Source organism: Mesorhizobium sp. WSM4308, from assembly GCF_002294905.1.
Classification (GTDB): domain Bacteria; phylum Pseudomonadota; class Alphaproteobacteria; order Rhizobiales; family Rhizobiaceae; genus Mesorhizobium.
The window spans coordinates 207,895-233,998 of the sequence record NZ_NSFW01000012.1 but is presented as its reverse complement, the minus strand read 5'-3'; the positions used below and the strand labels follow the sequence as shown (position 1 = coordinate 233,998).

Sequence of the window (26,104 nt, the reverse complement as noted above, 5' to 3'; positions counted from 1 at the left end):
CCCCGGCCGAGGCCCTGGCGTTCCGCGGCATGGGGGCGGACGTGCTCAACCATTCGATAGCGCCCGAGGCCACTTTGTCCCGCGAGATCGGCGCGTGTTTCGTGCCTTTGGCGTTCGTGACGGCAGGCTTCAACGACTATATGGACCGCAATCGCCAGCAATTGCTGCAGGAAGACGTGTTGCCGAACCTGTCCATGACGGCCTCGCGGGTCGCGCTGGAAACCGCCGCACGACTCCCGGCCAATCCGGAATGCTCTTGCCAAGGTTTGAAGTCGCCTCAGCCAGAAGAACGGTCCAGCCGGTTCTGAGGCAGGGCAATCGCAAGGTCGTGGAGAGGTCTTGGATTAGCCAGCCGGCATGAAAATGCCGTCAATGGCAGGAGCGGCCTCCGTCGACACCATGCCGCGCGCCACCAGGTCCTCGAGATGGGCAAGCACCGACAGTCCTGCGGCGCCATGTAACCGGGGATCTGTATCCCTGTAGATCGCCTTGACCATGTCGGGAACCGTCCGGTCCCCGGCTCTGACCCGCTCCAATATGGCCCGCTCGCGCATTTTGCGATGCGTCTTCAATCCCCGCATGAAAGCGCGCGGCTTGGCGACCGGCCCGCCGTGCCCAGGCAGCAGCAGGCGGTCGTCGCGCTCGATCAGGCGGTCCAGCGATGCCATGTAGTCGGCCATGGCCCCGTCCGGCGGCGCGACAATCGATGTCGCCCACGCCATGACATGATCGGCCGAAAACAGGATGCCGGTTTCTTCCAGCGCGAACACCGCGTGATTGGCGGTGTGGCCGGGGGTCAGAACCGTACGGATCGCCCACCCGTCGCCGGCCACCAACGCGCCGTCCGGCAGTGCGATGTCGGGAATGAAAGCGGTGTCGGCGCTGGCGTCTAGCGCATTGGTCTCGCCGATATGCAGTGGCCTCGCCGGCCGGTGCGGCCCTTCCGCCATCACCAAGGCGCCGGTGCGCTCCTTCAGTTGGGCCGCCAGCGGGGAATGGTCGCGATGCGTGTGGCTGACGAAGATATGGCTGACCGGCCTGCCGGCGATCACGCCGAGCAAGGTCTGAAGATGCGCCTCATCATCTGGCCCGGGATCGATTACCGCCAGCGTGTCGCGCCCGACGACATAGCTGTTGGTGCCATGAAAGGTGAAGGGGCTGGGGTTCCGGACCGTGACGCGCTGCACGTCCGGGCCGACGTTCACGCCCTGGCCGTAGTGCGGATCGAAGCTGGTATCGAATTTGAGAGCCATGTCGGCACATTGTTCCCGGAACGGCAAAACCGATTGCCGCATAGCACGCAAGCCAATATAGGAAAACGCAGGATCGCGATTATCGGATCGCGCTGGACCGGATTGGGGAAGACCATGGCAACTGCAACCACGATGCGCCCGCTTGTTTCTCTGGCTTTGCCGCAGGAAGGCGCGGCGCGGCTGGCAACACAGCTTTTCCTGGCGATCGCCGGAACGCTACTGCTGACCCTGTCGGCCAAGACCAAGGTTGTGCTGGGGCCGGTCGACATCTCGATGCAGACGCTGGCCGTCTTGCTGATCGCCGCCGCCTTCGGCCTGCGCCTCGGCGTCGCCACGCTGCTGCTCTATATGGCGGAGGGCGCGATGGGCTTCCCGGTCTTCCAGGGCACACCGGAGAAGGGCATTGGCCTTGCCTACATGGTTGGTCCGACGGGTGGCTATCTCGCGGGCTTTGTCGTCATGGCGGCGATTGTCGGCTGGGCCGCGGATCGCGGCTGGGATCGCCACCCGATCAAGCTTTTCAACGCTATGCTGGTTGCCGAAGTGGTGATGATGGCGATGGGCTTTGCCTGGCTGGCGCTGCTGATCGGCCCGGAAAAATCCTGGCAGTTCGGCGTCGTGCCGTTCATCGTTGGCGATCTGATCAAGGTCGCGCTGGCGGCAAGCCTTGTGCCGGCCGTCTGGTCGCTGCTGAAGCGCTCCTGAGGCCTGTAGGAAGATTGGCGTGCCATAGACGTCAGGGATCCATTCCCGAGGATGGGCGCTTCCGATGAAGGTTCTGGTCACCGGCGCCGCCGGCTTCATAGGCTATCATGTCGCCAGGCGGCTCCTGGAGCGTGGCGACGAGGTTGTCGGCGTCGACAGCGTCAACGACTATTATGACCCGCGGATCAAGCAGGCGCGGCTGCGGCTGCTGGCCGAAGCCAGCCAAGGCACCAATGCCGGCTATCATTTCATCCATGGCAATCTTGCCGACAGAGAAATCGTGGACGGCTGCTTTGCCGATCATGGCTTCGACCGGGTGATCCATCTCGCCGCCCAGGCGGGAGTGCGATACAGCCTGGAAAACCCGCGCGCCTATGTCGAAAGCAACATCGTTGCTTTCACCAACATGCTGGAGGCCTGCCGCAATGCCGGCATTGCGCACCTGACCTATGCCAGCACCTCGAGCGTTTACGGCGCCAACACCGACATGCCGTTTTCCGAGCACCGCCCGGCCGATCATCCGCTGCAGTTCTACGCCGCGACCAAGCGCGCCAACGAGCTGATGGCGCACAGTTACAGCCATCTGTTCGGGTTGCCGACGACCGGGCTGCGGTTCTTCACCGTGTACGGGCCTTGGGGGCGCCCCGACATGGCGCTGTTCCTGTTCACCAGGAGCATCCTGGCCGGCGAGCCGATCAAGCTGTTCAACAATGGTAACCACACGCGCGACTTCACCTATATCGACGACATCGCCGAAGGCGTGATCCGGACCAGCGACAGCCCTGCAGCCAGCAATCCCGCCTGGGATTCCGGCCATCCGGATCCGGCAACGAGCAGCGCGCCCTGGCGTATCTTCAACATCGGCAACAACAATCCGGTGAGGCTGACCGCCTATGTCGAGGCGCTGGAAAGCGCGCTTGGCCGCAAGGCCGTCATCGAGCTCTTGCCGCTGCAGGCCGGCGACGTACCGGACACCTTCGCCGACACTTCCGCGCTGCAGGAGGCTGTTGGCTACCGCCCCGGCACGTCCGTGTCAGACGGGGTAGGGCGGTTCGTCGATTGGTACCAGGCGTATTTTGGGTAAGGGTGGCTGAGGTCATGTCCTGGCGTGCGGAACAGGCCTCTGCTGTGTCGCGTGCCGCATTGACAAGCCATTGAATGAAACCTAAGCACGGTCGATCAGGGCCGGGGGGCTTCGGCATGTCAAGGAGAGCTTCTTGAAAGGAATTATCCTTGCTGGAGGCAGTGGAACGCGTCTTTATCCACTGACATTAGCAGTCTCTAAGCAAATCCTTCCGATATACGACAAGCCGATGATTTATTATCCGCTGAGCGTACTGATGCTCGCGGGAATCCGTGAGATTCTGATTGTTTCGACACCGCGCGATCTGCCGGCTTTTCGTGATTTACTCGGCGACGGATCGGAGTTCGGGCTGGCGTTCTCCTACGCCGAGCAGCCGCAGCCCAATGGTCTTGCGGAAGCTTTCATTATCGGCCGGGATTTCATCGGCAAAGACAGCGTCGCGATGATTCTTGGCGACAACATCTATTTCGGTGACGGCCTGTCGCAGCTTTGCCGCGCCGCCGCTGCGCGCGAGGCGGGTGCTTCGGTGTTCGCCTACCATGTAGAGGATCCCGAGCGCTATGGTGTCGTGTCCTTCGATAAGGCGACCGGAACCGCGCTGACGATTGAGGAAAAGCCGCAGAAGCCGAAGTCGAACTGGGCTGTCACCGGTCTCTATTTCTATGACAATGACGTGGTCGACATCGCCCCGACGATCCGCCCGTCGGCGCGTGGCGAGCTCGAGATCACGGCGGTCAACAATGTCTATCTCGAGCGCGGCAAGCTGCATGTGCACCGTTTGGGGCGTGGCTATGCCTGGCTCGACACCGGCACGCATGACAGTTTGCACGAAGCCTCTTCTTTCGTGCGCACGATCGAACATCGGCAGGGCATCAAGGTTGCTTGCCCTGAGGAGATCGCCTTCGAGCAGGGCTGGCTGACGGCAGAGCAAGTGCTGCAACGCGCAACCCGGTTGGGCAAAAATGAATATGCCGCCTATCTGCGGCGGCGCGTCGCCGATCTGTTGGAGGGCTAAGCTTTGGAGATCAGGTCCCTCGGCATCGATGGCGTGCTGGAAATCGTCCCCAAGCGACATGGCGATGCACGCGGCTTCTTCATGGAAACCTACAATGCCGAGCGGTTTTCGCAGGCAGGCATCGACTTGGTTTTCGTGCAGGACAACCACTCCTATTCCGCGACGGCAGGCGTGTTGCGAGGGCTTCACTACCAGCTCGAGCCGCGGGCCCAGGACAAGCTGCTGCGCGTCATCAGGGGCGCGCTGCTGGACGTCGCGGTCGACATTCGCCGCAGCTCGCCGACTTTCGGAAAATGGGTTGCGCTCGAAATTACCGCCGAAAAGGGCAATCAGATCCTGGTGCCCAAGGGTTTCGCCCATGGCTTTGTGACGCTCGTGCCCGACACCGAGGTTCTCTATAAGGTTACCGACACCTATTCGCCCGAGCACGATCGGTCTGTCCGCTTCGACGATGCCGTCATCGGCATCGAATGGCCTTCGGTGGCTGGCGGATACCAGCTTTCGGACAAGGACCTCAAGGCGCCGGTGCTCGCCGAGGCCGAAGTGTTTGCCTGATGGGCATGAAGGATGGCGGCATGAATTTTCTGGTGACAGGCGGGGCTGGCTTCATCGGTTCGGCGGTGTGTCGGCATCTGTGCGCCAATCCGGCCTACAGGGTGACCAATCTCGACAAGCTCACCTATGCCGGCAACCTGGCCTCGCTGCGGCAAATCGAGAACGCGCACAATTATCGCTTCGCACAGGCCGATATATGCGACGAGAAAGCGGTGCTCGACATAATGCGCCGTGACGATATCGACATCGTCATGAACCTTGCCGCCGAGAGCCATGTCGACCGCTCGATCGATGGGCCTGGCGCCTTCATCGAGACCAACATCGTCGGCACCTACCGCATCCTCAATGCGGCGCTCGAATACTGGCGCGGCCTTGCCGACGACAGGAAAGGCCGGTTCCGCTTCCATCACGTGTCGACCGATGAAGTGTTCGGCGACCTGCCTTTCGATGGCGGCATGTTCGTCGAGGAGACGCCCTACGCGCCGTCCTCGCCCTATTCGGCTTCGAAGGCGGCCTCGGACCATCTGGTCCGCGCCTGGCACGAGACCTACGGCCTGCCGGTCGTGCTCTCCAACTGTTCGAACAATTACGGCCCCTATCATTTTCCCGAAAAACTGATCCCGCTCGTCATCCTCAACGCGCTCGACGAAAAGCCGCTGCCGGTCTATGGCGCCGGCGCCAATGTGCGCGACTGGCTGTTCGTCGAGGACCATGCGCGCGCGCTGGAACTGGTTGCCACCAAAGGCACGCCGGGTGAGAGCTACAATGTCGGCGGCAATTCGGAGCGGACAAACCTCAGCGTCGTCGAGACGATCTGCGACCTGCTCGACAGCAGGCGCCCCCGGGCCGGAGGCAAGAGCTACCGCGACCTGATTTCCTTCGTCACCGACCGCCCCGGCCATGACCGCCGCTATGCCATCGACGCATCGAAGATAAGCCGGGACCTCGGCTGGGCGCCCAACGAGAATTTCGACAGCGGTCTGGCCAGAACCGTGGACTGGTACCTCGACAACAAATGGTGGTGGGGGCCGATCCGCGAGCAGAACTATGCCGGCGAAAGACTGGGCGAAGCCCGCAAGGGGGCCGCGTGAGGCTCGTCGTCACCGGACGCGAAGGCCAGGTTGTTTCGAGCCTTCTGGAGGCCGGCCAGCTTGCCGGCGTGGACGTCATCGCCATTGGCCGTCCGCAGCTCGACCTGGCAAACCCCGACACCGTGATCGAAGCCATTGCTGCGGCCAAGCCTGACATCGTCGTGTCGGCTGCCGCCTACACGGCCGTGGATCAGGCCGAGGATGAGCCCGATCTGGCATTCAGGGTGAATGCCGTCGGCGCCGGCAAGGTGGCGGAGGCCGCGGGCCGGCTTGCCGTTCCCGTAATCCACCTTTCGACCGACTATGTCTTCGACGGCAGCGCTTCCGGTGACTATGTCGAAACCGATGCAACCGCGCCAGCCAGCGTATACGGCGCCTCCAAGCTCGCCGGCGAACAGGCGGTGGCATCAGCCAATCCGCGCCACCTGATCCTGCGCACCGCCTGGGTCTACAGTCCGTTCGGCAAGAATTTCGTCAAAACCATGCTTCGGCTTGCGGCCGACCGCGACGAGATTGCAGTGGTGGCCGATCAATGGGGAAACCCCACCTCAGCGCTGGATATCGCCGACGCTGTCCTGCATGCCGCGGCACAGCTGCATGGCAACAAGAGCTTTGCCGCTTTCGGTGTCTATCATCTGGCCGGCACCGGCGAGGCCAACTGGAGCGGCTTTGCCCGCCATATCCTGGACACAAGCCTGGCGTTTGGTGGTCCCTGGGCGCGGGTGAGGGACATTGCTACGATGGACTATCCGACCAAGGCACGCCGTCCGGCCAATTCCCGGCTATCGAGCGCGAAATTCGCCTCCGCCTTCGGCTGGAACGCGCCGGACTGGCGGCAATCGACGGAAGCGGTGGTGCGATCTCTTACTCGGCACCCTTGATGACGTCCTTGGCTTTCGTGAACCCCGCGTTTGCCTGGACCTGAGGGACGGCGATGGTTCCTTTTACTTCGACGGCGTTCCGATCCCCTGATCTGGAAGCTCCGTCCGCATGGATCGAACATGTTCCTTTCATGTTCTGGCTGATCGATTCGCTGCGGCCGCACCGGTTTGTCGAGCTTGGCACGCACACTGGAGTTTCCTATTGTGCCGCCTGCCAAGCCATTGAACTGCTGGGTCTCTCCTGCAGTTGCTACGCGATCGACACTTGGAAGGGTGATGAGCACGCGGGTTTTTACGATGAGGGCGTCTATGCCGGCCTTGCCACCTATCACGATGCAAAGTATTCGGCCTTTTCGCGTCTAGTACGGTCGACTTTCGACGAGGCAGTTGGCCATTTCGAGGATGAGAGCATCGACCTGCTGCATATTGACGGTATGCACACCTATGATGCCGTTCGCCATGACTTCGAGACGTGGCGACCGAAGTTGACGAAGAATGCAATTGTACTCTTTCACGACACGAATGTACGTGAGCGCGATTTCGGAGTCTTTCGCCTTTGGAGCGAGGTCTCGGCCGGCCGGCCGCATTTCGAGTTCCTTCATGGGCATGGCCTGGGCGTTCTAGCGATGGGCAACAGCTACCCGAAAGCGGTCGAGGCGCTTTTCACCAGCGGCGAACAAGATCATGGCCAGGAAGCTGTACGAACCATTTTCGCCCATCTTGGACAAGCAGTCGCCCAGCGTGGGAATACAGCCAATGCGATAAGGCAGGCGGAAGCGCGGTTTGCGCTGAGCCTTGAGGACTGGCGGCGACAGGTCGAGCAGCGCAACAGCGAGATCGAGGCACTGACAGCTAAGGGCGAACAGGCGGAAGCGCGGTTTGCACAGAGCCTTGAAGAACAGCGGCAACAGCACGAAAGCGAGATTGCAGCGCTTGAGAGCGAGCGTGCCGAGAAAGCAGAAGAATTCCGGGGGTTGCAGGGAGAAATATCGGCTGCCAACGCAACCGCGAGCGCACTGCGGACCGAGCGCGACAAAGAGATCGCACGAGCGCGAGCGCAGACGGCCGCGCTCCAGGCAAAAATAGAGCAAGGTCAGCGCGCTGTTCAAGAGTTCAAGGACTCAACAAGCTGGCGGATAACCAGTCCCCTGCGAGCGCTGTTGAATGGCAGGCGGTTACTGAAAAGGGTCGCCGCAAGGTTTCAACGGGTCGTCGCCGCAAAGTTTCGTTGAGAGCGAAATTGAATTGGGCATGGGCAGCCCTGCTCTTGTCCTCTCCATCAGATATCCGCTTCCCTGAGCGAATTCGCCTGAACGCCATGAACTCGGCGCCGCCCGGAGCCTCCTCGCGCCGTTGTTGGCAGCCACAAAAACAGCTTATTTTGCCGAAGCAGGTAGCGCGCGGAAGCAAAGTTCTTTAGGTCCATATGGAACACGGCAGCCGATCAGCCTTGCGGAAAGAAGAGGGTGGATTGTCAAAGCTTATTATTCAAATCCCATGCCTGAATGAGGAGGGGACGCTCGCCGTTACGCTGGCCGATCTGCCGCGTCAGGTCGCGGGTTTCAGCACGGTGGAATGGCTCGTAGTCGATGATGGCTCCACCGACCGAACAGTCGAGGTTGCCCGGGAAAACGGCGTCGATCACGTGGTCTCGCTGCCCCACAATCAGGGGCTTGCCAAAGCGTTCATGACCGGCATCGAAACCGCGCTGAAACTGGGCGCGGACGTCGTCGTCAACACCGATGCGGACAACCAGTACGATGCCTCCTGCATTCCCGATCTCGTCCGGCCCATACTGGAGAAAAAGGCTCAGATCGTCATCGGCGCAAGGCCGATCAGCGAGATAGAGCATTTTTCACCGGTCAAGAAATTTCTGCAGAAGCTTGGCAGCTTCGTCGTCAAGCTTGCCAGTGGCACGACGGTCCCTGACGCCCCGAGCGGTTTCCGGGCCATTCATCGCGACGCGGCGATACAGCTCAATGTCTTCAATCGCTATACCTATACGCTGGAAACGATCATCCAGGCGGGACGCAGGAACATCCCGATCACCTCGGTGCCGATCCGTGTCAACGGCGATCTTCGACCCTCGCGGCTGGTCAAGAGCATACCAAGCTATGTTCGGCGCTCGTTGATAACGGTCGTGAGGATTTTTGTCGTCTATAGCCCGCTGCGCTTCTTCTCGACATGTGCGGCAATCGTCGCCGCGCCGGGGTTGGTCGGGGTTGTCCGGTTCCTTGTCCACTATTTGTTGGGCGAAGGCAGTGGCAACATCCAGTCACTCGTTCTGTCCAGCGCCTTGCTCGCGCTTGCCGGCATTCTTGCGATGAGCGGCATCATTTCCGAGCTCATAGCGGTCAACAGGCAATTGCTTGAAGAAATAAGGATCAGGCAATTGCAGCAAGAGTATGGTGCAAGGGCCAGGATCCGGTCGTTTGCGATGGAGAGCAAAGAGTCAAAAATTGAGAAAATAGTGTAGGCGGCGGCAGTCATGTCAACCTGCGGCGCCCGCATCGACAATCTGCCAATAGATATTTTGGTGAATCCGGTCTCGCATATCCAGATGAACGGCGAGTTATTTTTATCCGCCATTGTTCTCTTTGGCGTTGCCGCCGAGTGTGCAGGTGGGAAGGTGGCAAGATTGCATTTCAAAGAACACCAAGATTGAGCATGGGGCGAACGCTGAAGGTTCTTTTGTGGGGCACCTATGATACCGGCAAGCCCAGAATCCGGATTTTGCGGAAAGGTCTTCGAGAGGCGGGAGTCAACGTCGACGAACTGCATTTCCACGTTTGGCGCGGCATCGAGGACAAGAGCCAAGTTTCCTCGGTGTGGTCTGCTTTTCGTCTGATAGGCACAGCTGCGATTTGGTACCCCATACTTCTGTTTCGGTACGTCTTCTCCGCTCGTCATGACTTTGTTGTCTGCGGCTACTTTGCTTATCTCGATTCCTTGCTTATCTGGCCGCTGGCGAAGCTGAGGCGTGAAAAGGTAGTCGTGGATGCGTTCCTTCCGATCTTCAACACGGTTGTTGAAGATCGGAAGTTGTTTAAGGTTGGCTCCCTCCCGTCGCGCCTCATTCATTGGTTGGAGAGAATATCGCTTAGATCGGCAGACGTTGTGCTGGTCGATACGGATGCACATGGCAGATACTACGCCGACACGTTTTTGGTTGATCCGAGGAAAATAGTTAGGGCCTTTGTTGGAGTGGAGAGCGAGAATTTTAGCCCAAAGGATGCAGTCGACTCCGGACCTATAGCCACCGTTTTGTTTTATGGGCAATTCATTCCACTTCATGGTATTGAAACCATAGTGGAAGCGGCTCGTTTGTTGTCTGATACGGCGATCAATTTTCGAATCGTCGGAACGGGTCAAGAGGCATCGAAAATTCGCGATATGATTGCAGAACGCAATCCTGGAAACCTGGATTGGACCGAGTGGGTCGAGTATAAAAAGCTCCAGATTGAAATCGAGAAAGCGACTGTCTGCCTTGGGATATTCGGGACGTCTGATAAATCGGGCAGGGTAATTCCAAACAAAGTCTTTCAGATAGTCAGTGCGGGCAAACCCCTTATCACTCGTGATTCTCCTGCCATTCGAGAGCTGTTTGGAGACAACCCGCCAAGAGGTGTAACTCTGATCGAGGCGGGCAAGCCGCAAGCGCTCGCGCAAGCCATCGTTCAAGCGATCGGCGCGACCGACACCGGGTATTCGGACAGGATCATTGCCGAAATTGCGCCTTCCAAAATCGGTCAGCGGTTGCGCGACGACCTATTGCAACGGATAGGAGTTTGAAACGTGTTCAAGCATTTTCTTTACGGGACCGCGGCCCCCGAACTGGGCTGGGTGCCGGCGCCAAGATACATATTGCGCCGGTCACGAGTCCTTCATCATTTGAAGATCGGTAAAGGTCGGCGTTCCCTGGATATCGGGTGCGGCGCCGGTGCGCTGCTGGTTGATCTTTATGACCGAGGATTCGAAGCTAGCGGTCTTGAATCTGGGCCAGACGCCGTGTCGGTTGCGAAGGCGCTGACTGTTCAAACAAGCGTCAATATCCTTTCTGATCCTGACCCTCAGTGGCGCAGCACTTTCGACGTGATTTCCGCCTTCGAGGTCCTGGAGCACATCAAAGAGGATCATGAGGCGCTCGGCCTCTGGGTCTCATGGCTAAAACCGGGCGGTCTGTTTCTCGCATCCGTGCCGTGTCTTATGAAGCGCTGGACTGTTTCCGACGACTGGGCTGGCCATGTGCGCCGCTACGAACGACAAGAACTAGAGGACCTTTTCGACAAGGCGGGCCTCGATATTGTTGCATTCGAATCCTACGGGTTTCCACTTGCAAATCTATTGTCTAGCCAGCGTATCAAGTACTATCAGGCGGAAATGGACAAGCGAAGCGCAGTCAAGGGCCTCGATCAAAGCACGGCATCTAGCGGCATCGATAGGAGTGGTCTTATTAGCGTATTCAACAAGATGTGCACTTGGCCGGGTCTCTTGGCCATGTGGCTATCAATCCAGTTGCAACGACCGTTCCTGCGCACGAACCTAGGCGATGGATATTTCGTGGTAGGGCGCTTTCGCGGTGACAAGTAGTTCGTGGGTCGCAATTGGAAAACGCGCTGCAGGTTACGTGGGTGCGGTACTCACGGTTGCGGCAATCGTTTACGTAGGCAGAGCCTTCTGGATCAACAGAAGCGTAGTTCTTTCGCAGCCGCCGTCATTCTATTTTGAACCGTCATTTCTAACGGCATTACTGATGTACATGCTGAGTGTGATGTCCGGTGCTCTGGCCTTTGGAATGTTTTCAAAGGCTTTTGGTGTGCGTCTTCCACCGTCTCGTCTCTTGTATATTTTCCTTGTCTCTCAAATCGGCAAGTATATCCCGGGCAATGTAGGTCAATATGTTGGCAGATTTTATCTGTCTGGGAAGCATGGCGTATTACATAGAGCGACGGCGTCCATAATAATAATGGAGATAATATCCATTGTCGTATCATCTCTAGGAATAATTACCTATTCATCACGGACCATTGACTTCACATTGCTGCCCGCGTGGATCAGAAATGACGAGGCCGCTGCAATTTATGAATACAGAATGCCTATCATGGTTGCCGTTCTGATAATTTTCGTCGGCGCAGGCTTGGCTTTCGGGGGATTAAGAGGGAAATTAGCTGCATTTTTTGCATCAATATTATCTGGAGTTCCTTGTTTTATTTTTCTTGCACTTAGCTTGAGTTATTTGCTCAAGGCCCTCGGTGCGGATGCAGATTTTTCGAGCCTGGTTGTTTGGACATCGATCAGTTGGTTGCTGGGATTTGTTACCCCCGGCTCGCCCGCAGGCGTAGGCATTCGGGAGTATCTGCTTATACAGTTCCTGTCACCGGTATACGGGGCCGGTTCAGCTACTGCGGCAGCCTTGCTTTTTCGGATCATCTCTTGTGCCGGCGATTGCCTGTTGGCGTTGCTCGGCCTCTTGTTTGGCAGGTATGCCGCCACCCGCCATGCAGAAGATAAAAGTTAGCGCGTAGGTCACCAAAAGGGAAAAGTGTATGGACACGCAGATGACGGGAACGTCCGTGCAGGACAACCATGTACCGGAGCAGGCGCCATTTTTGCGGCACGTCATTTCGCTGGTGCTTCTTTTCGTTCTCGTCCTGGGGATTGTGGGCGTCAATCCTTTTCGGCAAACGCTGGCACCGATGGATCTGCTGTTGGCCTATCCGGGATGGGACAATGCCGGGATCGACACTCCACTTGTCAACATGGAGCGTTCCGACATATTGGATAGCCGGCTGCCAAACTGGCGGGAGTTCAGGCGAGAGTTGCGGGAAGGGCACATCCCGCTATGGAACCCACTCAATCAGCTGGGTACGGCCGGCATCCAGGCGCCGATCTACGAAGGCCTGTCGATACCCTTCCTGGTTTATGCCCTCACGCCCAATGAGGCCATGGGCTACACGTTTGCAATTTTGTCAAATTATCTGCTGGCGGCTTTCGGTACCTATTGCCTGCTGTTTTTCATGTTCAGAAATCATGTGGGTGCGGTTTTCGGCGCCATCACATTCGCCTTTTGCGGGTTCAACATCGCTTGGGCACACTGGCCGCACCTGACAACGAGCGCTCTTGTTCCCTGGGTTCTCGCCACTCAGCTTCGCTATTGGCAAACAGGACGTTTGGGTTGGGCGTTTGGGTTCACTCTCAGTGTCGCCTTGATAGGTCTGGCCGGTTTTCCATTCGTCGCCCTCCTTGGTGGTATATCGTCCCTGATGCTGGCGATCGCAGTCCTCTTCGTCGAAATCCGGAGCGCCGGCATCGGTCAGCTTCCGTTCAGGCGAATTTTTGGGCTGGGATTAGCAGGCATTGCGGGAGCGCTCCTCGCCCTTCCCGGCCTTTTGCAAGTTAAAGAAATTCTGGATTCAACTGATCTGTCGAGCCGAACAGGCGGAACTTGGTTCACGCCCTACGACATTGTCAATATGTTTGGCTCTGACTTTGTGAACAATCTGGGCGTCGAGCGTACCTTTTCGGCAGGAATACCTGCTGCTCTCCTAACCCTTCTCGCGTTTTATTTCATTTTCAAGTCACCCAATCGATTTGCTGTTTTTGGGCTATTAGTGGCGGTATTTACGCTGGCAACCGTATTTGGCATGGCGCCGGCTAGCTTCGTGAATGCAATTCCGGGGTTTGGTTTCAATACGTGGAGCAGGGGGTCAGTTTTATTTGGATTGTCGGCGGCTGTATTATCTTCATATTCCATGAAATTCATGTCGCCGCCGTCTACGAAGCCTGGATCATCTTATAGATTTCATTTGGTGATTTTTATATGCCTCTTGCAGGCAATCAATCTTGGCTATTGGTTCAGGCAGCTTAACGCACGACCTGACATTGAGACTTTTTTCCCGGATACACCGTCGATATCCTATGTGGCATCCAAGATCCTTCCAGGTCAAAGCATCATTGCGGACGGCAGCTTCCTTGTCTCGGGATTGTTATCAAACTACCGGCTGCCAGAATTGTTTGCTCACGGATTTCGTACCGATGCTCAAAAGAAGATAGCCGCGGACGTAGCCCCTTCCTTTCAGACAACATACACGGCCTCCATCGTTCAATGCTCTGACATTAATTTTTCCAGCCCGGGGATCACCTATGCTGCTGTCCGTTTCTTCCTTGTCAAAGAGGGTTGTAATGAACCGAGTTACGAGACCAGTGGCGTTGGCCAGCGGGCTACCGCCTCCCTCACCAATGGAGCTCTTCAAGGTGACTTGGTAATTGACAAGTCCATCACCGCTGCGAACACGCAAGTGTTGTTCGGAACCTATGACAGGGATTTCGCCCCTTCGGCGGTGATGTTTGATCTTTATCGAGACAAGCTCCTCGTGGCTCATGCTGAATTGACACCGGAGGCGATACGCAACAACCAATACGCCACCTTCAATTTCAATCACGACGTTCCTCTTGTGGCCGGAACGTATCGGTACGTCATTTCAATGGCCAAACCCGATAGCCAGAAGATGCTCAGTGCATGGGCTTTCGAAACCGCTGGAGGGGCAACTTATCAAATTGGGTCGAGTGTATTTCCCGGCATCCCGAAAATGAGGATTGGTGAGAGAGTGCGTCTTCCACAGAATTTCTCGATCGCGTCGCCAGAGCCGGGCATTAGCGTTATTGAGGATCACGCGGTTTCAGGTTCGGGCTATTATGTGAACGGGTTAAGCGGACAACCGGAACCGGATTTTGGCCCTGTGCGCCTTGCGACGTATCAACCGGACGACCTGACAGTGGAATATTCGGGCGCAACCCATGGATGGGTCGTTTTCCCCATTCGTACCAATAAGTATTGGCGAGCCACGCTGGATGGAAAGCCGGTTGAATTAGGGAAGTTTTTAGATTTTTTCCCTGCCGTTGAGGTGAGCGGGCCAGGCAAAATTCGTTTCTATTACGACAGCAGTCACTTGCTGAAAACGCTGGAACTTTGCATTGCCGGCTTTGCGGCTTCAGTCATTCTCTTGATCATGGTGAATGGCAGAACGTCCAGGCCACGAGCCGGCGCCGGTTAATTGGTTGCCTGGGTGCCGAAAATGGGACCGCAAACCAGACCGGTGCATAGCACTGCACGTGACTGGACCGCGACAAATTTGGAGTGCTTCAGGAAGCAGGCAACATGTTGATCGGCTGATCGGGTCGTTTCGTCAGAGATTCGCGGTTTGCTGCAACCCTCTGCCGGCAGGCGCGGAAACCCGAATGCGACGCCCCAAAATCCAATTCGACTGGAGCTGGCCTCTTGTATCTATTCAAATAAGGTTGACGCTGATAACGAACGGGCACGTCAATGAAACGGAATGCTGCTTGAATGCCTAAAACATGCGTGGTGACCGGCGGAGCTGGATTCATTGGATGCGCGTTGTCCGCCAAATTGGCAAACCGCTTCGATCGCGTGGTTGTCCTTGACAGTTTGCATCCGCAGATCCACGCAGAGCGAAAGCGTCCCGCCGACCTTGATCCTCGCGTTGAACTCGTGGTTGCCGATGTGACCGAGGCCTCGACCTGGGCGCAGGCGCTGGAAACCACCCGACCTGAAGTTGTCGTGCATCTGGCTGCCGAAACGGGCACGGGTCAGTCGCTAACGGAGGCCTCTCGCCACGCAATAGCAAATGTTCTTGGCACCACCCGCATGCTGGATTCCTTCGCCACGGCATCGCACGTTCCAGAGCGTTTTGTCCTGGCTTCGAGCCGCGCCGTCTATGGAGAAGGGGCATGGCGGTCAGGGAAAAAAGGCGAGATAAAGTATCCCGGCCAGAGATCGAAGCAGCAGCTCGAACGCGCGGAATGGGATTTTCCCGGGCTCGAACCTCTGCCGATGGATGCGGAAAAAACGATACCGAATCCAACCAGCATCTACGGCGCAACGAAGCTGACCCAGGAGCAGATATTGCGTGCCTGGGCTCTTTCGTTCGGAACCTCCGTCAACGTCCTTCGCCTTCAGAATGTCTACGGTCCCGGCCAGTCGCTGACGAACAGCTATACGGGTATCGTGTCACTGTTCATCAGGATGGCCAAGGAAGGCAAAAGTATCCCGATCTACGAGGATGGAGACATCGGCAGGGACTTCGTTTTCATCGACGACGTGGCTTCGGCGATCGACACGGCAACGCGAATAAATTTGTCGCAGTCGATCGCCTATGATGTCGGTACAGGGTCCAGAACAACGGTTCTTGAACTGGCGAGGATCGTTGCAAAAAGATACGAGGCACCGGAACCAAGCATCAACGGCATGTTCCGCAACGGCGACGTGCGCTCCGCGGTTGCCAGCATTGACAGGACGGTGCGCGATCTGGGATGGCGACCGCAGGTCGATGTCGAGCAGGGAATCGAGAAGCTTTGCAACTGGATCGACTCACGCCTTGGTTAGGACGACGAAGACAGTTTTTCAGCGAACTTGATATTTTAGTCAGGAGCACGAGGTGCATCGTATTGCAGTGTTTTCTTTCTACAACGAGCGTGGAATTGCGGATGATTATGTCATCTTTCTGCTCGAAAAACTGCAAGAGGTCGTCGACAAGGTTATTGTCGTTTCCAACGGCGATCTGTCCAAGCATTCGGAAATAGCGGTCAAGGCCAGTTGCGATCAGCTGCTGGTGCGCGAGAATGAGGGGTTCGACGTCGGGGGATACAAAGCCGGAATGGAAGCTATCGGCTTTGATGAGCTTTCCAAGTATGATGAACTTATCCTGCTGAACGACACCTGTTACGGCCCGCTTTTTCCTTTCTCCGAAATGTTTTCAGAGATGGAAGGTCGCGAAAGTGATTTCTGGGGCGCTGCCGCCCACAAGGAAATGACGCCAAATCCATTCACCGGAACGGGCCATCTGCCTTGGCATCTCCAGACGTATTTCATCGCTATCCGAAAGGACATGCTGAAATCGGCTGACTTCAAGAAATACTGGGTAAATTTGCCGGAAATAAAAACGTATACGGATGCCGTTCTGCTTCATGAATCGCAGTTCACGAGACATTTTACGGATCTCGGCTATTCGGCGGAAGCCTATATCGATCCAGAGAAATATGGTTCCCACTATCCAGCGTTTATCAATATCGATGAAGCTATAATCAACCGCCTTCCATTGCTGAAGCGACGGCTATTTTTTCACGACCCAACATTCCTTGAGCATAATGCTATCGATTTACCACGCGCTTTGCGTGTTCTGGAGGAAACATCCGATTACGATATGAATTTGATTTGGCGCAATGTTCTGCGTGTCTCGGAATTGCGCAATCTCAACAGCAATGCGGCACTCATGAGTGTACTGCCGGACAAGCGGATCAAGGGCGATGGCGCCCCCGCCGACTACGGCAATGTCGCTGTGTGTGCGCATATCTACTACACCGATATGCTCGACGAGATGCTGGATCTGACCGGGAACATTCCCGTCCGCTATGATTTCATTGCCACCACGGACACGCCGGAAAAAAAGGCTGACATCGAAGCCGCCTTGGCGAAACGCGCTGGCATAAACAAGGCCATCGTCCGTGTCGTGGAGCAGAACCGCGGCCGGGACATGTCGGCGTTTTTCATTTCCACGCGCGATCTGTTGGTTGACGATCGTTATGACCTTGTCTGCCGCGTTCACAGCAAAAAGACGCCTCAGGTGCAGGCATCGAAGGGTAACCTGTTCAAGCGCCACATGTTTGAGAATCTGCTGAACAGCCGTGGTTATGTTCACAACGTGCTGGACATGTTCCACGACAATCCTTCGATCGGGTTCGCCATCCCGCCGATGATTCATATCGCCTTTCCAACCATGGGGCACTCATGGTTTGGCAACAAGCCGAGGGTTGCGGAAACCGCGCGCCTGTTGAACATCGACGTCAAGTTCGACGACACCACTCCGGTGGCTGCCTATGGCGGCATGTTCTGGTTCCGGCCCCGCGCCCTTCGCAAAATATTCGCACGCACTTGGAAGTGGGAAGAGTTCGATCCCGAACCGTACTTTGACGATGGCGATTTGGCTCATGCGCTCGAGCGCTTGATGGCCTACGCGGCCCAGGATGCTGGATACACCACACGGCATATTGCGTGCTCGCACCAGGCTGCGCACACCTACGCCATGTTGGAATTCAAGATGCAAAAGCTTGCAAGCGTGATGCCGTCGGGCGACTTTCTCTGGCACGGCCATGTATTGTCCGAGTGGAAAAAGGCCGGCTATCCACTGGAGGCGCCGCCAGCGCCGCCACCCCCAGCGCCACCACCGCCATCGGTAAAGCGTTCTTTGGCTGACCTCAATCTGGCGATCAAAAGCTCTTTGAAGTTTAGAGTGCCAATCCTGTTCACGATATTGAGGCCGTTTTATCGAGGCACGAGGGCAGTTTTGAAGCCGGTTTCTCGGCGCAATGAACAGCGCACATCATGATTGCAGAAGTAGCGATGTTCACGGTCTAGTTAGCAGGAGCATCCAAGTGCGTCGTATTGCTGTGTTTTCTCTCATCAACGAGCGTGGCGTCGCGGATGACTATGTCATCTTTCTGCTCGAAAAACTGCGAGAGGTCGTTGACAAGATTGTTGTCGTTTCCAATGGCGATCTGTCGAAGCCGTCGGAAAAAGCGGTCAAGGCAAGCTGTGATCAACTGCTAGTGCGCGAGAGAGAGGGATTGGACCTCTGGGGATATAAGGCTGGAATTGAAGCGATCGGCCATGACGCTCTTTCCCAGTACGACGAACTGATCCTGCTGAATGACACCTGTTACGGCCCGCTTTTTCCTTTCTCCGAAATGTTTTCAGAGATGGAAGGTCGCGAAAGTGATTTCTGGGGCGCCGCCGCCCACAAGGAAATCGCGGCAAATCCATTTACTGGAGCAGGTTATCTGCCTTGGCATCTCCAGACATGCTTTATCGCCATCCGGAACGACATGCTGAGATCGGAAACCTTCAAGAGATACTGGGCAAAATTGCCGGAAACAAAGAGTGACCCAGATGCCTTTCTGATTCACGCGTCGCAATTCACAAAACATTTTACAGGTCTGGGCTATTCGGCGGAAGCGTATATCGACCCGGAGAAATACGGCTCGCACGATCCCGCGTTCATCAATGTTGATGAAGCAGTCATCAATCGTTTTCCGCTGCTGAAGCGAAGCTTGTTGTTGAACGACCCAACTTTCCTTGAGCACAATCCTGTCGATTTACCGCGCGCTTTGCGCGTTATCGAGGAAACGTCCGACTACGATATGAATTTGATTTGGCGCGATGTTCTGCGCGATTCCGAATTGCGCAATCTCAGCACCAACGCGGCTCTGACGAGTGTGCTGCCGAATGAGCGCATCAAGGACGATGATGCTCCTCCCGACTACGGCAAAGTGGCGGTTTGCGCACATATTTACTACATCGATATGCTCGACGAGATGCTGGATCTGACCGAGAACATCCCTGTTCCCTATGATTTCATTGCCACGACGGACACGTCGGAAAAGCAGGCCAAGATCGAAGCCCTCTTGGCAAAGCGCCCCGGCATTAACAAGGCGATTGTCAGGATCGTGGAGCAGAACCGCGGTCGGGACATGTCTTCGCTGTTCATCTCCTTGCGCGACCTGCTGGTCGACGATCGTTATGACCTTGTCTGCCGCCTGCACACGAAAAAGTCACCTCAGGTGCAGTCATCGAGGAGCAACCTGTTCAAGCGGCATCTGCTCGAGAACCTGCTGAATACCCGTGGTTACGTTCACAACGTATTGGACCTGTTCCAGGACAACGCTTCGATCGGTCTCGTCATTCCACCGCTTATTCACATCTCCTATCCAACCATGGGGCGCGTCTGGTTCTCCAACAGGCCCAAGGTTGAGGAAACCGCGCGCCTATTGAACATTGATGTCAAATTCGATGACACCACTCCGGTGGCTGCCTATGGCACCATGTTCTGGTTCCGGCCCCGCGCCTTACGAAAATTATTCGAACATCGGTGGAAGTGGGAAGACTTTAATGCCGAACCACATCATGTCGATGGCGGCCTGGCTCATGCGCTTGAGCGCCTGACGGCCTACGCGGCCCAGGATGTGGGCTATATCACCCAGCACATCATGTGCGCTCATCAAGCGGCGCACAACTACGCCATGCTGGAATTCAAGATGCAAAAGCTTGTCGGCATGCTGCCGATGAACGACTTTCCATTGCACTATCAGATGCTGTCTACGTGGAAAAAAGCTGGTTTTCCCCTGCTTGCACCAGCACCGCAATTGCCAGTGCCGCCACCGTCGGTGAAGCGCTCTCTGGCTGAACTCAATTTTGCCACTAAAAGCTCCCTGAAGTTCAGGGTACCTATCCTGTTCAAGATTCTAAGGCCGTTCTATCGCTGCGTCAGGGCGGTCTTAAAACCAAATTCTCGGCGTAATAGCGCATAGCCTGGAATGACTCGTCTGAGGTCCCAACCCGCTCATCCATCAGTGGAATTTTCAGCCTTAAGCGGCCGCTGCTGCAATGCCAAGCGCGCCACATGAAGCCGAACCAACCGAGGATTTTTACATGGATGCCGCTCCGCCAGAATTCAGCAGAAATGAGCTTGCCGCTCTTGTCGGTCGCAAATCAACCCTCGAACTGGGGCCTTTCACGAATCCAACCCTGCGTGGTCGAAATGTAAAGTATTTCGACGTCATGGACAAACACGGATCAAGAGGGCGGATGCGATCGGCTATGCCTACTCCAGCCCCGTCGATATTCATTATGTCTCCAGCAATGGCGACTTGAGTATCGTCGACGAAAAGTTTGATTTTTGCCTGAGCAGTCACTGCATCGAGCATCAACCGGATCTGATCTATCATCTGAACCAGGTCGCGAGAATTCTCGTGCCGACGGGCAGATACCTCCTGATTATCCCGGACAAGCGCTACTGCTTCGATCATTTCATTCCAGAGAGTTCAATTGCGGATTTCATCGGCGCTCGGGGCAACAAGGTTCACACCGCAAAGAGCGTTGTCGAACACATAGCTCTAACCACGCATAATGACGCGGCACGCCATTGGGCTGGAGATCACGGGGTCGCAAAATTTCGGCAAGATATGACGACTGTCTCGCAGGCAATGAGCGGGTACGACAATTCCGGCGGGGCCTACATCGATGTGCACGCCTGGCAATTCACCCCGCAAAGTTTCCGCTCCGGAATAGAGGTACTTGCCAATCTCGGCCTCATTGGGCTTGACGTGGAGCAAGTCTATGCCACGCCGCACAAAACTTTTGAATTCTGCGCGATCTTGAAGCGACGGCTGGGGACTAAACGCTGACTGGATGTACCGCCAGGACAGATTTATCTGCTGCCAATCATAGCCCCCGCAGGGGTCGATGGAGGTGCCAGCCTAAAGGTGGCGCCGTGCCGGAATGATGCCCTTTCAAAGCCGACAGGTTGCGTAACCGCGGTGGGCGCGTCGACGATGCAGATACCGGTGCTGGAGGCGCCGATGCTGGAGGCGGCGGTGATGTCGGTGCCAGTGACGCCAACGTCAGTGAAGCCAACGTCAGGGAAGCGCTCTCTGGCTGAACTCAATTTGGCCGTCAAGAGCTCCCTGAAATTCAGGTCGCCTATCCTGTTCAAGATTCTAAGGCCGTTCTATCGCTGCGTCAGGGCGGTCTTAAAACCAAATTCTCGGCGTAATAGCGCATAGCCTGGAATGACCCGTGTCAGGCGCCAATCCACCCATCCATCAGTGGAAATTTCAGCCTGCCGCAAACCCCAGGCGCGTACCTTCATACCCTGGCTCTACGTCTTGAACAAGGGCGATGAATCGCCCAATTCGATCCCGTCAATGGTGATCACTCGGCGGGCTGAATGGTTGAGACGGGCACACGTTTTCCAAGAACGGCATTGCCGATCTTATCGAGAAGCCATTTTTCAATGAACTGATAGATGGCTGCGCCGAAAGCGATCGCCAACACGCAGGCGACACCAGCAACGAGGAGGCGCGGCCGCAGATCCATCAGCCCGGCGCGCAGAACGATCAGCGCCAGAATGGCGAAAAAGGTCTGGTGGCTCAGGTAGATCGAATACGACGCATTGCCGAGATACTGCCAAACCTTCGGGAACGTCCACAGGCCGCGCAATTCGATCGTGATGAGACCATAGAGGATAAAGCCCGTGGGAATGCCCCAACACGCCGTTCGCCACCATGGGGCGAGAGCCCACCAGCCGCCATGCCGATGCAGCACAACGCTACCGAGGGCGTACAACACCACACCCACAACGAACGATGTTTTCGCAAAGGCGGTTTGGCCCATGCCGATCAGCAGGGCAACGAAAACTCCGAACATGAACTCGAAGAAGAGAGATGACGCCCAGACATGGTGCATCCAATCCTTACCCCAGGCAAACGCTACCAAAATGCAAGCGAGCGTGAACGCAAACCAGATCATCAATCCGACGAGAAGATGTTGACGAAAAATCAGCAATGATAATGTCGCCACCATATAATAGATCATTTCATAGTGAAGGGACCATGCCGCCAGGATGATGTTGTTCGACGCGCTTAACAAAAGAAGCAATGAAGACGTGGGTGGCACCGGCATCGGCACGAAGGGAATATCAACGATATAAGCAATCGTAAGCGAAGCAAAAAGGAACATCACCCAATAGATCGGGTAGATTCTGATCAGCCTCCTCAGCAGGAAATCCAGCGTCGATTGCAAGCGGCTCTTCGTACGGTCGGCACCGGATTTGACCCCAACCGTGTAGATGATAAAGCCCGAAATCACGAAGAAGATGTCGACGCCACCAGGGCCGAAGTTATAAATGTATGGAGTTATCCAGTGAGCCTGCATTGGCGTGAAGGGGTGAAGCACGTGACTGACCAGAACCATCAATGACGCGATGGCGCGCAGGCCCTGGACATTCCGATAATGCATAGCTCTAGATTCTCCAAAGCCATCCTCTATCGGCGTGGGAGTTGCCGATCAAGTCCGCTGTCGCCGACGCCAAAGAAGTTGGCAGCGCCGCGCGTTTTCAAGGCAAGGGCGCTGACGATCGCGACCAGGTTGTTGGACGGATGGGGAGCAATAGTTAAAAGCCAGAATCGAACCAGCCAAAGTGTCGGGCGGGCTCACCTCGACAAACCATGGCAAGCCCGCACGTTGGCGCCGAAGGGAAGGTTGCCTGTCTCCGGCCTTTTTTATCGACACCGAATGGTTTAATGCAGCTTGCCCATTGCCTCGAAATTGCCAGAGATTCGTCGGCTGGTCACATTCGAGCCGAGAGATCGTCGACGTATATCGCCCTCCAACATTTCGGATGTTGAAATATCGTGAGCTGTTTTTCGAAGCCAATTTCAAGTGCCATTTGCGCCAAAGAGAGATAGATCGATGAGGCGCCTGGCAATCGCATTTTATTACGATCAAGATGGCAAGATAGATGAGTATTATTTTCACCTGATCGCATCGATAAGGCCTTTTGTTGAAAAACTGCTGGTGGTTTGCAACGGTCCGGTGGACGAAGCGGCCGAATCTCGCCTTTCCGAGGCCGCCGCCGACGTCCTGGTCAGGGAAAACAAGGGGTTCGATGTCTGGGCCTATCGGGCTGCCCTCGAACATATGGGGTGGGATGAACTTTCACACTTCGACGAGATATTGTTTTTCAACCACACTTTCTATGGGCCGATTTTCCCCTTCTCGGAAATGTTCTCGGAGATGGACCGGCGTCACTGCGACTTTTGGGGAATCTCCGCCCACAGGGCGTTAAGACCCCATCCGATCGACGTCACAAAATCCGAACTGCCTTTCCATCTCAACTCCCATTTCATCGCAGTGCGGCGGTCCTTGCATCAGTCGAAGGCGTTTCGTGACTATTGGACCCGGATGGTGTCCATCAACTCGTATATGGAGTCAGTTGCGAAGCACGAGATGGTGTTCACAGCGCATTTTCAGGCTTTGGGCTACACCTGTTCGGTATTGCTCGATCCGGAGCGATACAAGACGCCATACCCGGTTTTCATGGAGCCGGACAAAACGCTAGAGGACCGGAGCCCGATCCTGAAGCGTCGCCTCTTCTTTCATGACCCGCTGTTTCTCGAGCGCGAGGCGATCAATCTGCCGCGAGCCTTGGAGATAATCGAAGAGCGATCGGACTACGATTTGTCGCTGATATGGAGAAGCGTCGGTCGCCTGGGCCCACCCCGAACGCTCAATAGCAACGCCGCGCTGCTCTCCGTCCTGCCAGATGTGCATATTGGTGCTCGAAGAACCCGGTTTCGGGTAGCTGTTCTTGCCCATGTCTATCACGCCGACATGATCGATGAGATTCTGGGCTACACCGAAAACATCCCGAAGGGTTATGACCTCATCATTACGACCGACAATACCAACAAGCAGGCGTTGATCCAGCAGGCAATCACCAAAGCACCGAACTGCAGAAAGGCCGTGGTTCTGGTCGTCCAGTCGAATGACGGCCGGGATACTTCAGCCCTTCTCATCGGGTGCCGTGACTATGTGCTCGAGGACCGCTACGATTTGATATGCCGGATACATTCCAAGCGATCTTTCCAAGACGGCACAAAGGGAGATTTGTTCAAGCTTCACATGTTCGAGAACCTTCTCCACAGCCCTGATTATGTTCTAAATTTGCTTGATCTTTTCGCCAAGAACCCCGCACTTGGTCTCGTTATTCCTCCGATCATCCATATTGGATATCCGACCATGGGAAACTCATGGTTCGGCAACAAGCCCAATGTTGCAAAATTGGCCAAAAAACTGGGTCTGAATGCCCATCTGGATCACAGTACACCTGTCGCGCCTTACGGTGGGATGTACTGGTTTCGCCCTGCAGCTCTAAGGAAGCTTTTCGAAGAAGAGTGGGGCTGGAACGATTTTGCCAATATGGATTATCGGGATGGGAGTTTGGTCCATGCCATAGAGCGGCTCATAGCCTATGTCGCAATCGACGCCGGCTATAGCTTCCGGCACGTGATGACCACAAGGAATGCTGCTCACAACTACGTAATGTTGGAAACCAAATTGATATCATTGCTGGAGAATGCATCGCCGGCGGAATTCGGAAACCTCGGCGTGAAAAGATCCTTTCACGGCCTCCTCTTCTCGATCAAGAGGTCGATCGTGTTCAGATCGCCACTAGCGTTCAGGATTCTCAGGCCACTCTATCGCGGCCTGCGAAGAATAATCGCGTTTGGGGATTAGCCAGATGGCGATGCAACAAACAGAGCACTCTCACGTGGGCAAGTCGCTCGTGAGGGCGCCAACTGCCTCTCGCCGCGCGTTTGCTGTCCGCGCATGCATCAGCCACGGGCGAACAAGCGACGTATCAGCCGCAAAGGTGCGGTCAGCCGCCAACTGCGCGACGTGAGCAGCGCGTCGCGCTCATTGGCGATGCAGTTCATGTCCCGTAGGAGCGCATCGCGTTCGGCGATTAAGCTAGCTTGGGCATCTACGAGGGCATCCCGTTCAGCGATCAGAGTGTCGCGAAATCCGACGAGGGCATCACGTTCGTCAGCCAAGCCGCGGACTTGAACGGATTGCTGTTCCAAGAAGCTCGCAAGCTTCGAATTCTCTTCACGGACCCACTTTATCTCGGTGCTGCGCGCGCCAAGCTCACCATGCAATTGCGCAACCGCCAATTCCTCCGTCGCCATGGCCGCCGAAAATGTTTCGCAGGCTTCGTCGAATCTCGTCCGCATCATATCCAGCTGAGCAAGCAAGCCATCGTCTTCATCGCCGGCGGCGATTGCGGTCAGAATTTGATAGCTCTCACGGACCAGCGCCGTAACATCCGGATGATTACGCACATCTTCCAGCGTGGACCTTTCATGATAGAGGTCTGTCGTCAGAAACTGTTCGATCTTGACGTCCGAGTGGTCGGGCTGAGCTGGCCAGGCGACACCGGTTTTTTCAGCTGCGCGGTCCATATGCTTTCGCCAGTCGGCTAGGAACCCTTCATATGACAGAATATATCGCGGCATGTGTCGTGAATGATATTCAGCTTCGAGCACATGCCTGAGCCACAACAGCAGGGACGCTGGCAGCGCTAAATTATGTCGCCGGCGCAGCGAATATGCGACCTCAAGAGGATTGCGTACGGGCAGAAGGGCGACAGGGCTGACATTCATTTCGTCCAAGATCGACGACATGAACGGAACAAATCTGCATGTCCGTGGGTCTTTGATAACGATCAACGGTTCGTCGCCGAACTCATCGATGAGCAGCTGTTTTATTTTCTGACGACACGGTTCTGTTGCCTTTGAGTTCATCCTTTGCTGATCGAGTTGACGCCAGTCAAGCCAGGACGAGCCTGCCAATGCGAGCAGTTCGTCGTGGGCAAGGGCAAGGGGCGCGCTCTCGAAGAATCCGCGCGGATTGGCCGCGTGCGACGGCATCGGGGTCTTCGGGCCGGCTGCTCCCAATGCATTGATTACGCCCCCAAGCGCCGAGGTTCCGCTCCTGTGCATTCCCAGGATTAAGATGGCTTGACGCCTCGGTGCCTGTGACAATCCGGCTGTTGGGGTTATCAAATTGAGGTGCTTTTCGGTCCGGTTGGTCAACGTTCAGTACG

Annotated in this window: 21 protein-coding genes and 1 pseudogene; 19 read left to right on the top strand and 3 right to left on the bottom strand. The window is 56.1% G+C overall.

Going from position 1 to position 26,104, the window contains the following annotated elements; translation table 11 throughout:
- Positions 1–308, top strand: a pseudogene (locus tag CK227_RS22825) (5'-methylthioadenosine phosphorylase); the annotation flags it as partial.
- A 36-nt stretch (positions 309–344) separates the two neighbouring features.
- Here the strand turns inward: CK227_RS22825 and CK227_RS22820 are convergent.
- The gene (locus CK227_RS22820; RefSeq protein ID WP_095770954.1) at positions 345–1,253 is read right to left on the bottom strand and encodes an MBL fold metallo-hydrolase; all 909 of its coding nucleotides are present in this window, start codon (positions 1,251–1,253) and stop codon (positions 345–347) included.
- Positions 1,254–1,367: 114 nt separating this feature from the next.
- Between CK227_RS22820 and CK227_RS22815 the strand changes: the two genes are divergently transcribed.
- The 17 genes from CK227_RS22815 (at position 1,368) to CK227_RS22740 (ending at position 20,843) form a co-directional block, all read left to right on the top strand.
- Positions 1,368–1,958 (top strand): biotin transporter BioY, encoded by a 591-nt coding sequence (locus CK227_RS22815; RefSeq protein WP_027046626.1) that lies wholly within the window; start codon positions 1,368–1,370, stop codon positions 1,956–1,958.
- 64 nt (positions 1,959–2,022) lie between these two features.
- Positions 2,023–3,042 carry an NAD-dependent epimerase gene (locus tag CK227_RS22810; RefSeq protein WP_095770853.1) on the top strand — a complete coding sequence of 340 codons (1,020 nt, stop codon included), beginning with the start codon at positions 2,023–2,025 and terminating at the stop codon, positions 3,040–3,042.
- A gap of 133 nt (positions 3,043–3,175) precedes the next feature.
- Positions 3,176–4,057, top strand: coding sequence for a glucose-1-phosphate thymidylyltransferase RfbA (gene rfbA / locus CK227_RS22805; protein ID WP_095770852.1), 882 nt, complete (start codon positions 3,176–3,178; stop codon positions 4,055–4,057).
- 3 nt (positions 4,058–4,060) lie between these two features.
- Complete coding sequence (gene rfbC, locus CK227_RS22800) at positions 4,061–4,612, top strand: dTDP-4-dehydrorhamnose 3,5-epimerase (RefSeq protein WP_095770851.1); 552 nt, start codon at positions 4,061–4,063, stop codon at positions 4,610–4,612.
- 20 nt (positions 4,613–4,632) lie between these two features.
- On the top strand, positions 4,633–5,703 hold the full coding sequence (rfbB, locus tag CK227_RS22795) for a dTDP-glucose 4,6-dehydratase (RefSeq protein ID WP_095770953.1): 1,071 nt from the start codon (positions 4,633–4,635) through the stop codon (positions 5,701–5,703).
- Complete coding sequence (rfbD, locus tag CK227_RS22790) at positions 5,700–6,584, top strand: dTDP-4-dehydrorhamnose reductase (RefSeq protein WP_095770850.1); 885 nt, start codon at positions 5,700–5,702, stop codon at positions 6,582–6,584. The genes rfbB and rfbD overlap by 4 nt, the downstream gene beginning before the upstream one ends.
- 131 nt (positions 6,585–6,715) lie before the next feature.
- Positions 6,716–7,816, top strand: a complete 1,101-nt coding sequence (locus tag CK227_RS22785) for a class I SAM-dependent methyltransferase (RefSeq protein ID WP_245318020.1) — start codon at positions 6,716–6,718, stop codon at positions 7,814–7,816.
- A gap of 239 nt (positions 7,817–8,055) precedes the next feature.
- Positions 8,056–9,060, top strand: coding sequence for a glycosyltransferase family 2 protein (locus tag CK227_RS22780; RefSeq protein ID WP_348628937.1), 1,005 nt, complete (start codon positions 8,056–8,058; stop codon positions 9,058–9,060).
- 12 nt (positions 9,061–9,072) lie between these two features.
- Positions 9,073–9,249, top strand: coding sequence for a hypothetical protein (locus CK227_RS36830; RefSeq protein ID WP_179295762.1), 177 nt, complete (start codon positions 9,073–9,075; stop codon positions 9,247–9,249).
- A 2-nt stretch (positions 9,250–9,251) separates the two neighbouring features.
- The gene (locus CK227_RS22775; protein ID WP_095770848.1) at positions 9,252–10,376 is read left to right on the top strand and encodes a glycosyltransferase; all 1,125 of its coding nucleotides are present in this window, start codon (positions 9,252–9,254) and stop codon (positions 10,374–10,376) included.
- 3 nt (positions 10,377–10,379) lie between these two features.
- Positions 10,380–11,174 (top strand): class I SAM-dependent methyltransferase, encoded by a 795-nt coding sequence (locus CK227_RS22770; RefSeq protein ID WP_095770847.1) that lies wholly within the window; start codon positions 10,380–10,382, stop codon positions 11,172–11,174.
- A gap of 163 nt (positions 11,175–11,337) precedes the next feature.
- Positions 11,338–12,102 (top strand): lysylphosphatidylglycerol synthase domain-containing protein, encoded by a 765-nt coding sequence (locus CK227_RS22765; RefSeq protein WP_095770846.1) that lies wholly within the window; start codon positions 11,338–11,340, stop codon positions 12,100–12,102.
- A gap of 28 nt (positions 12,103–12,130) precedes the next feature.
- Positions 12,131–14,638 (top strand): hypothetical protein, encoded by a 2,508-nt coding sequence (locus tag CK227_RS22760; protein WP_095770845.1) that lies wholly within the window; start codon positions 12,131–12,133, stop codon positions 14,636–14,638.
- A gap of 293 nt (positions 14,639–14,931) precedes the next feature.
- Positions 14,932–15,990 (top strand): NAD-dependent epimerase/dehydratase family protein, encoded by a 1,059-nt coding sequence (locus tag CK227_RS22755; RefSeq protein WP_095770844.1) that lies wholly within the window; start codon positions 14,932–14,934, stop codon positions 15,988–15,990.
- A gap of 52 nt (positions 15,991–16,042) precedes the next feature.
- Positions 16,043–17,989 carry a rhamnan synthesis F family protein gene (locus tag CK227_RS22750; RefSeq protein WP_095770843.1) on the top strand — a complete coding sequence of 649 codons (1,947 nt, stop codon included), beginning with the start codon at positions 16,043–16,045 and terminating at the stop codon, positions 17,987–17,989.
- Between the two features lie 46 nt (positions 17,990–18,035).
- A complete protein-coding gene (locus tag CK227_RS22745; protein WP_095770842.1) occupies positions 18,036–19,967 on the top strand; it encodes a rhamnan synthesis F family protein in 1,932 nt (643 codons plus the stop codon).
- Between the two features lie 339 nt (positions 19,968–20,306).
- Complete coding sequence (locus tag CK227_RS22740) at positions 20,307–20,843, top strand: class I SAM-dependent methyltransferase (RefSeq protein WP_245318017.1); 537 nt, start codon at positions 20,307–20,309, stop codon at positions 20,841–20,843.
- 526 nt (positions 20,844–21,369) lie between these two features.
- Here the strand turns inward: CK227_RS22740 and CK227_RS22730 are convergent.
- Complete coding sequence (locus CK227_RS22730) at positions 21,370–22,455, bottom strand: acyltransferase (RefSeq protein WP_095770840.1); 1,086 nt, start codon at positions 22,453–22,455, stop codon at positions 21,370–21,372.
- 453 nt (positions 22,456–22,908) lie between these two features.
- Between CK227_RS22730 and CK227_RS22725 the strand changes: the two genes are divergently transcribed.
- Positions 22,909–24,735 (top strand): rhamnan synthesis F family protein, encoded by a 1,827-nt coding sequence (locus tag CK227_RS22725; RefSeq protein WP_095770839.1) that lies wholly within the window; start codon positions 22,909–22,911, stop codon positions 24,733–24,735.
- 98 nt (positions 24,736–24,833) lie between these two features.
- Here CK227_RS22725 and CK227_RS22720 read toward each other — a convergent pair whose 3' ends face one another.
- Positions 24,834–25,928, bottom strand: coding sequence for a sulfotransferase family protein (locus tag CK227_RS22720; protein ID WP_245318016.1), 1,095 nt, complete (start codon positions 25,926–25,928; stop codon positions 24,834–24,836).
- Between the last annotated feature and the right edge of the window lie 176 nt (positions 25,929–26,104).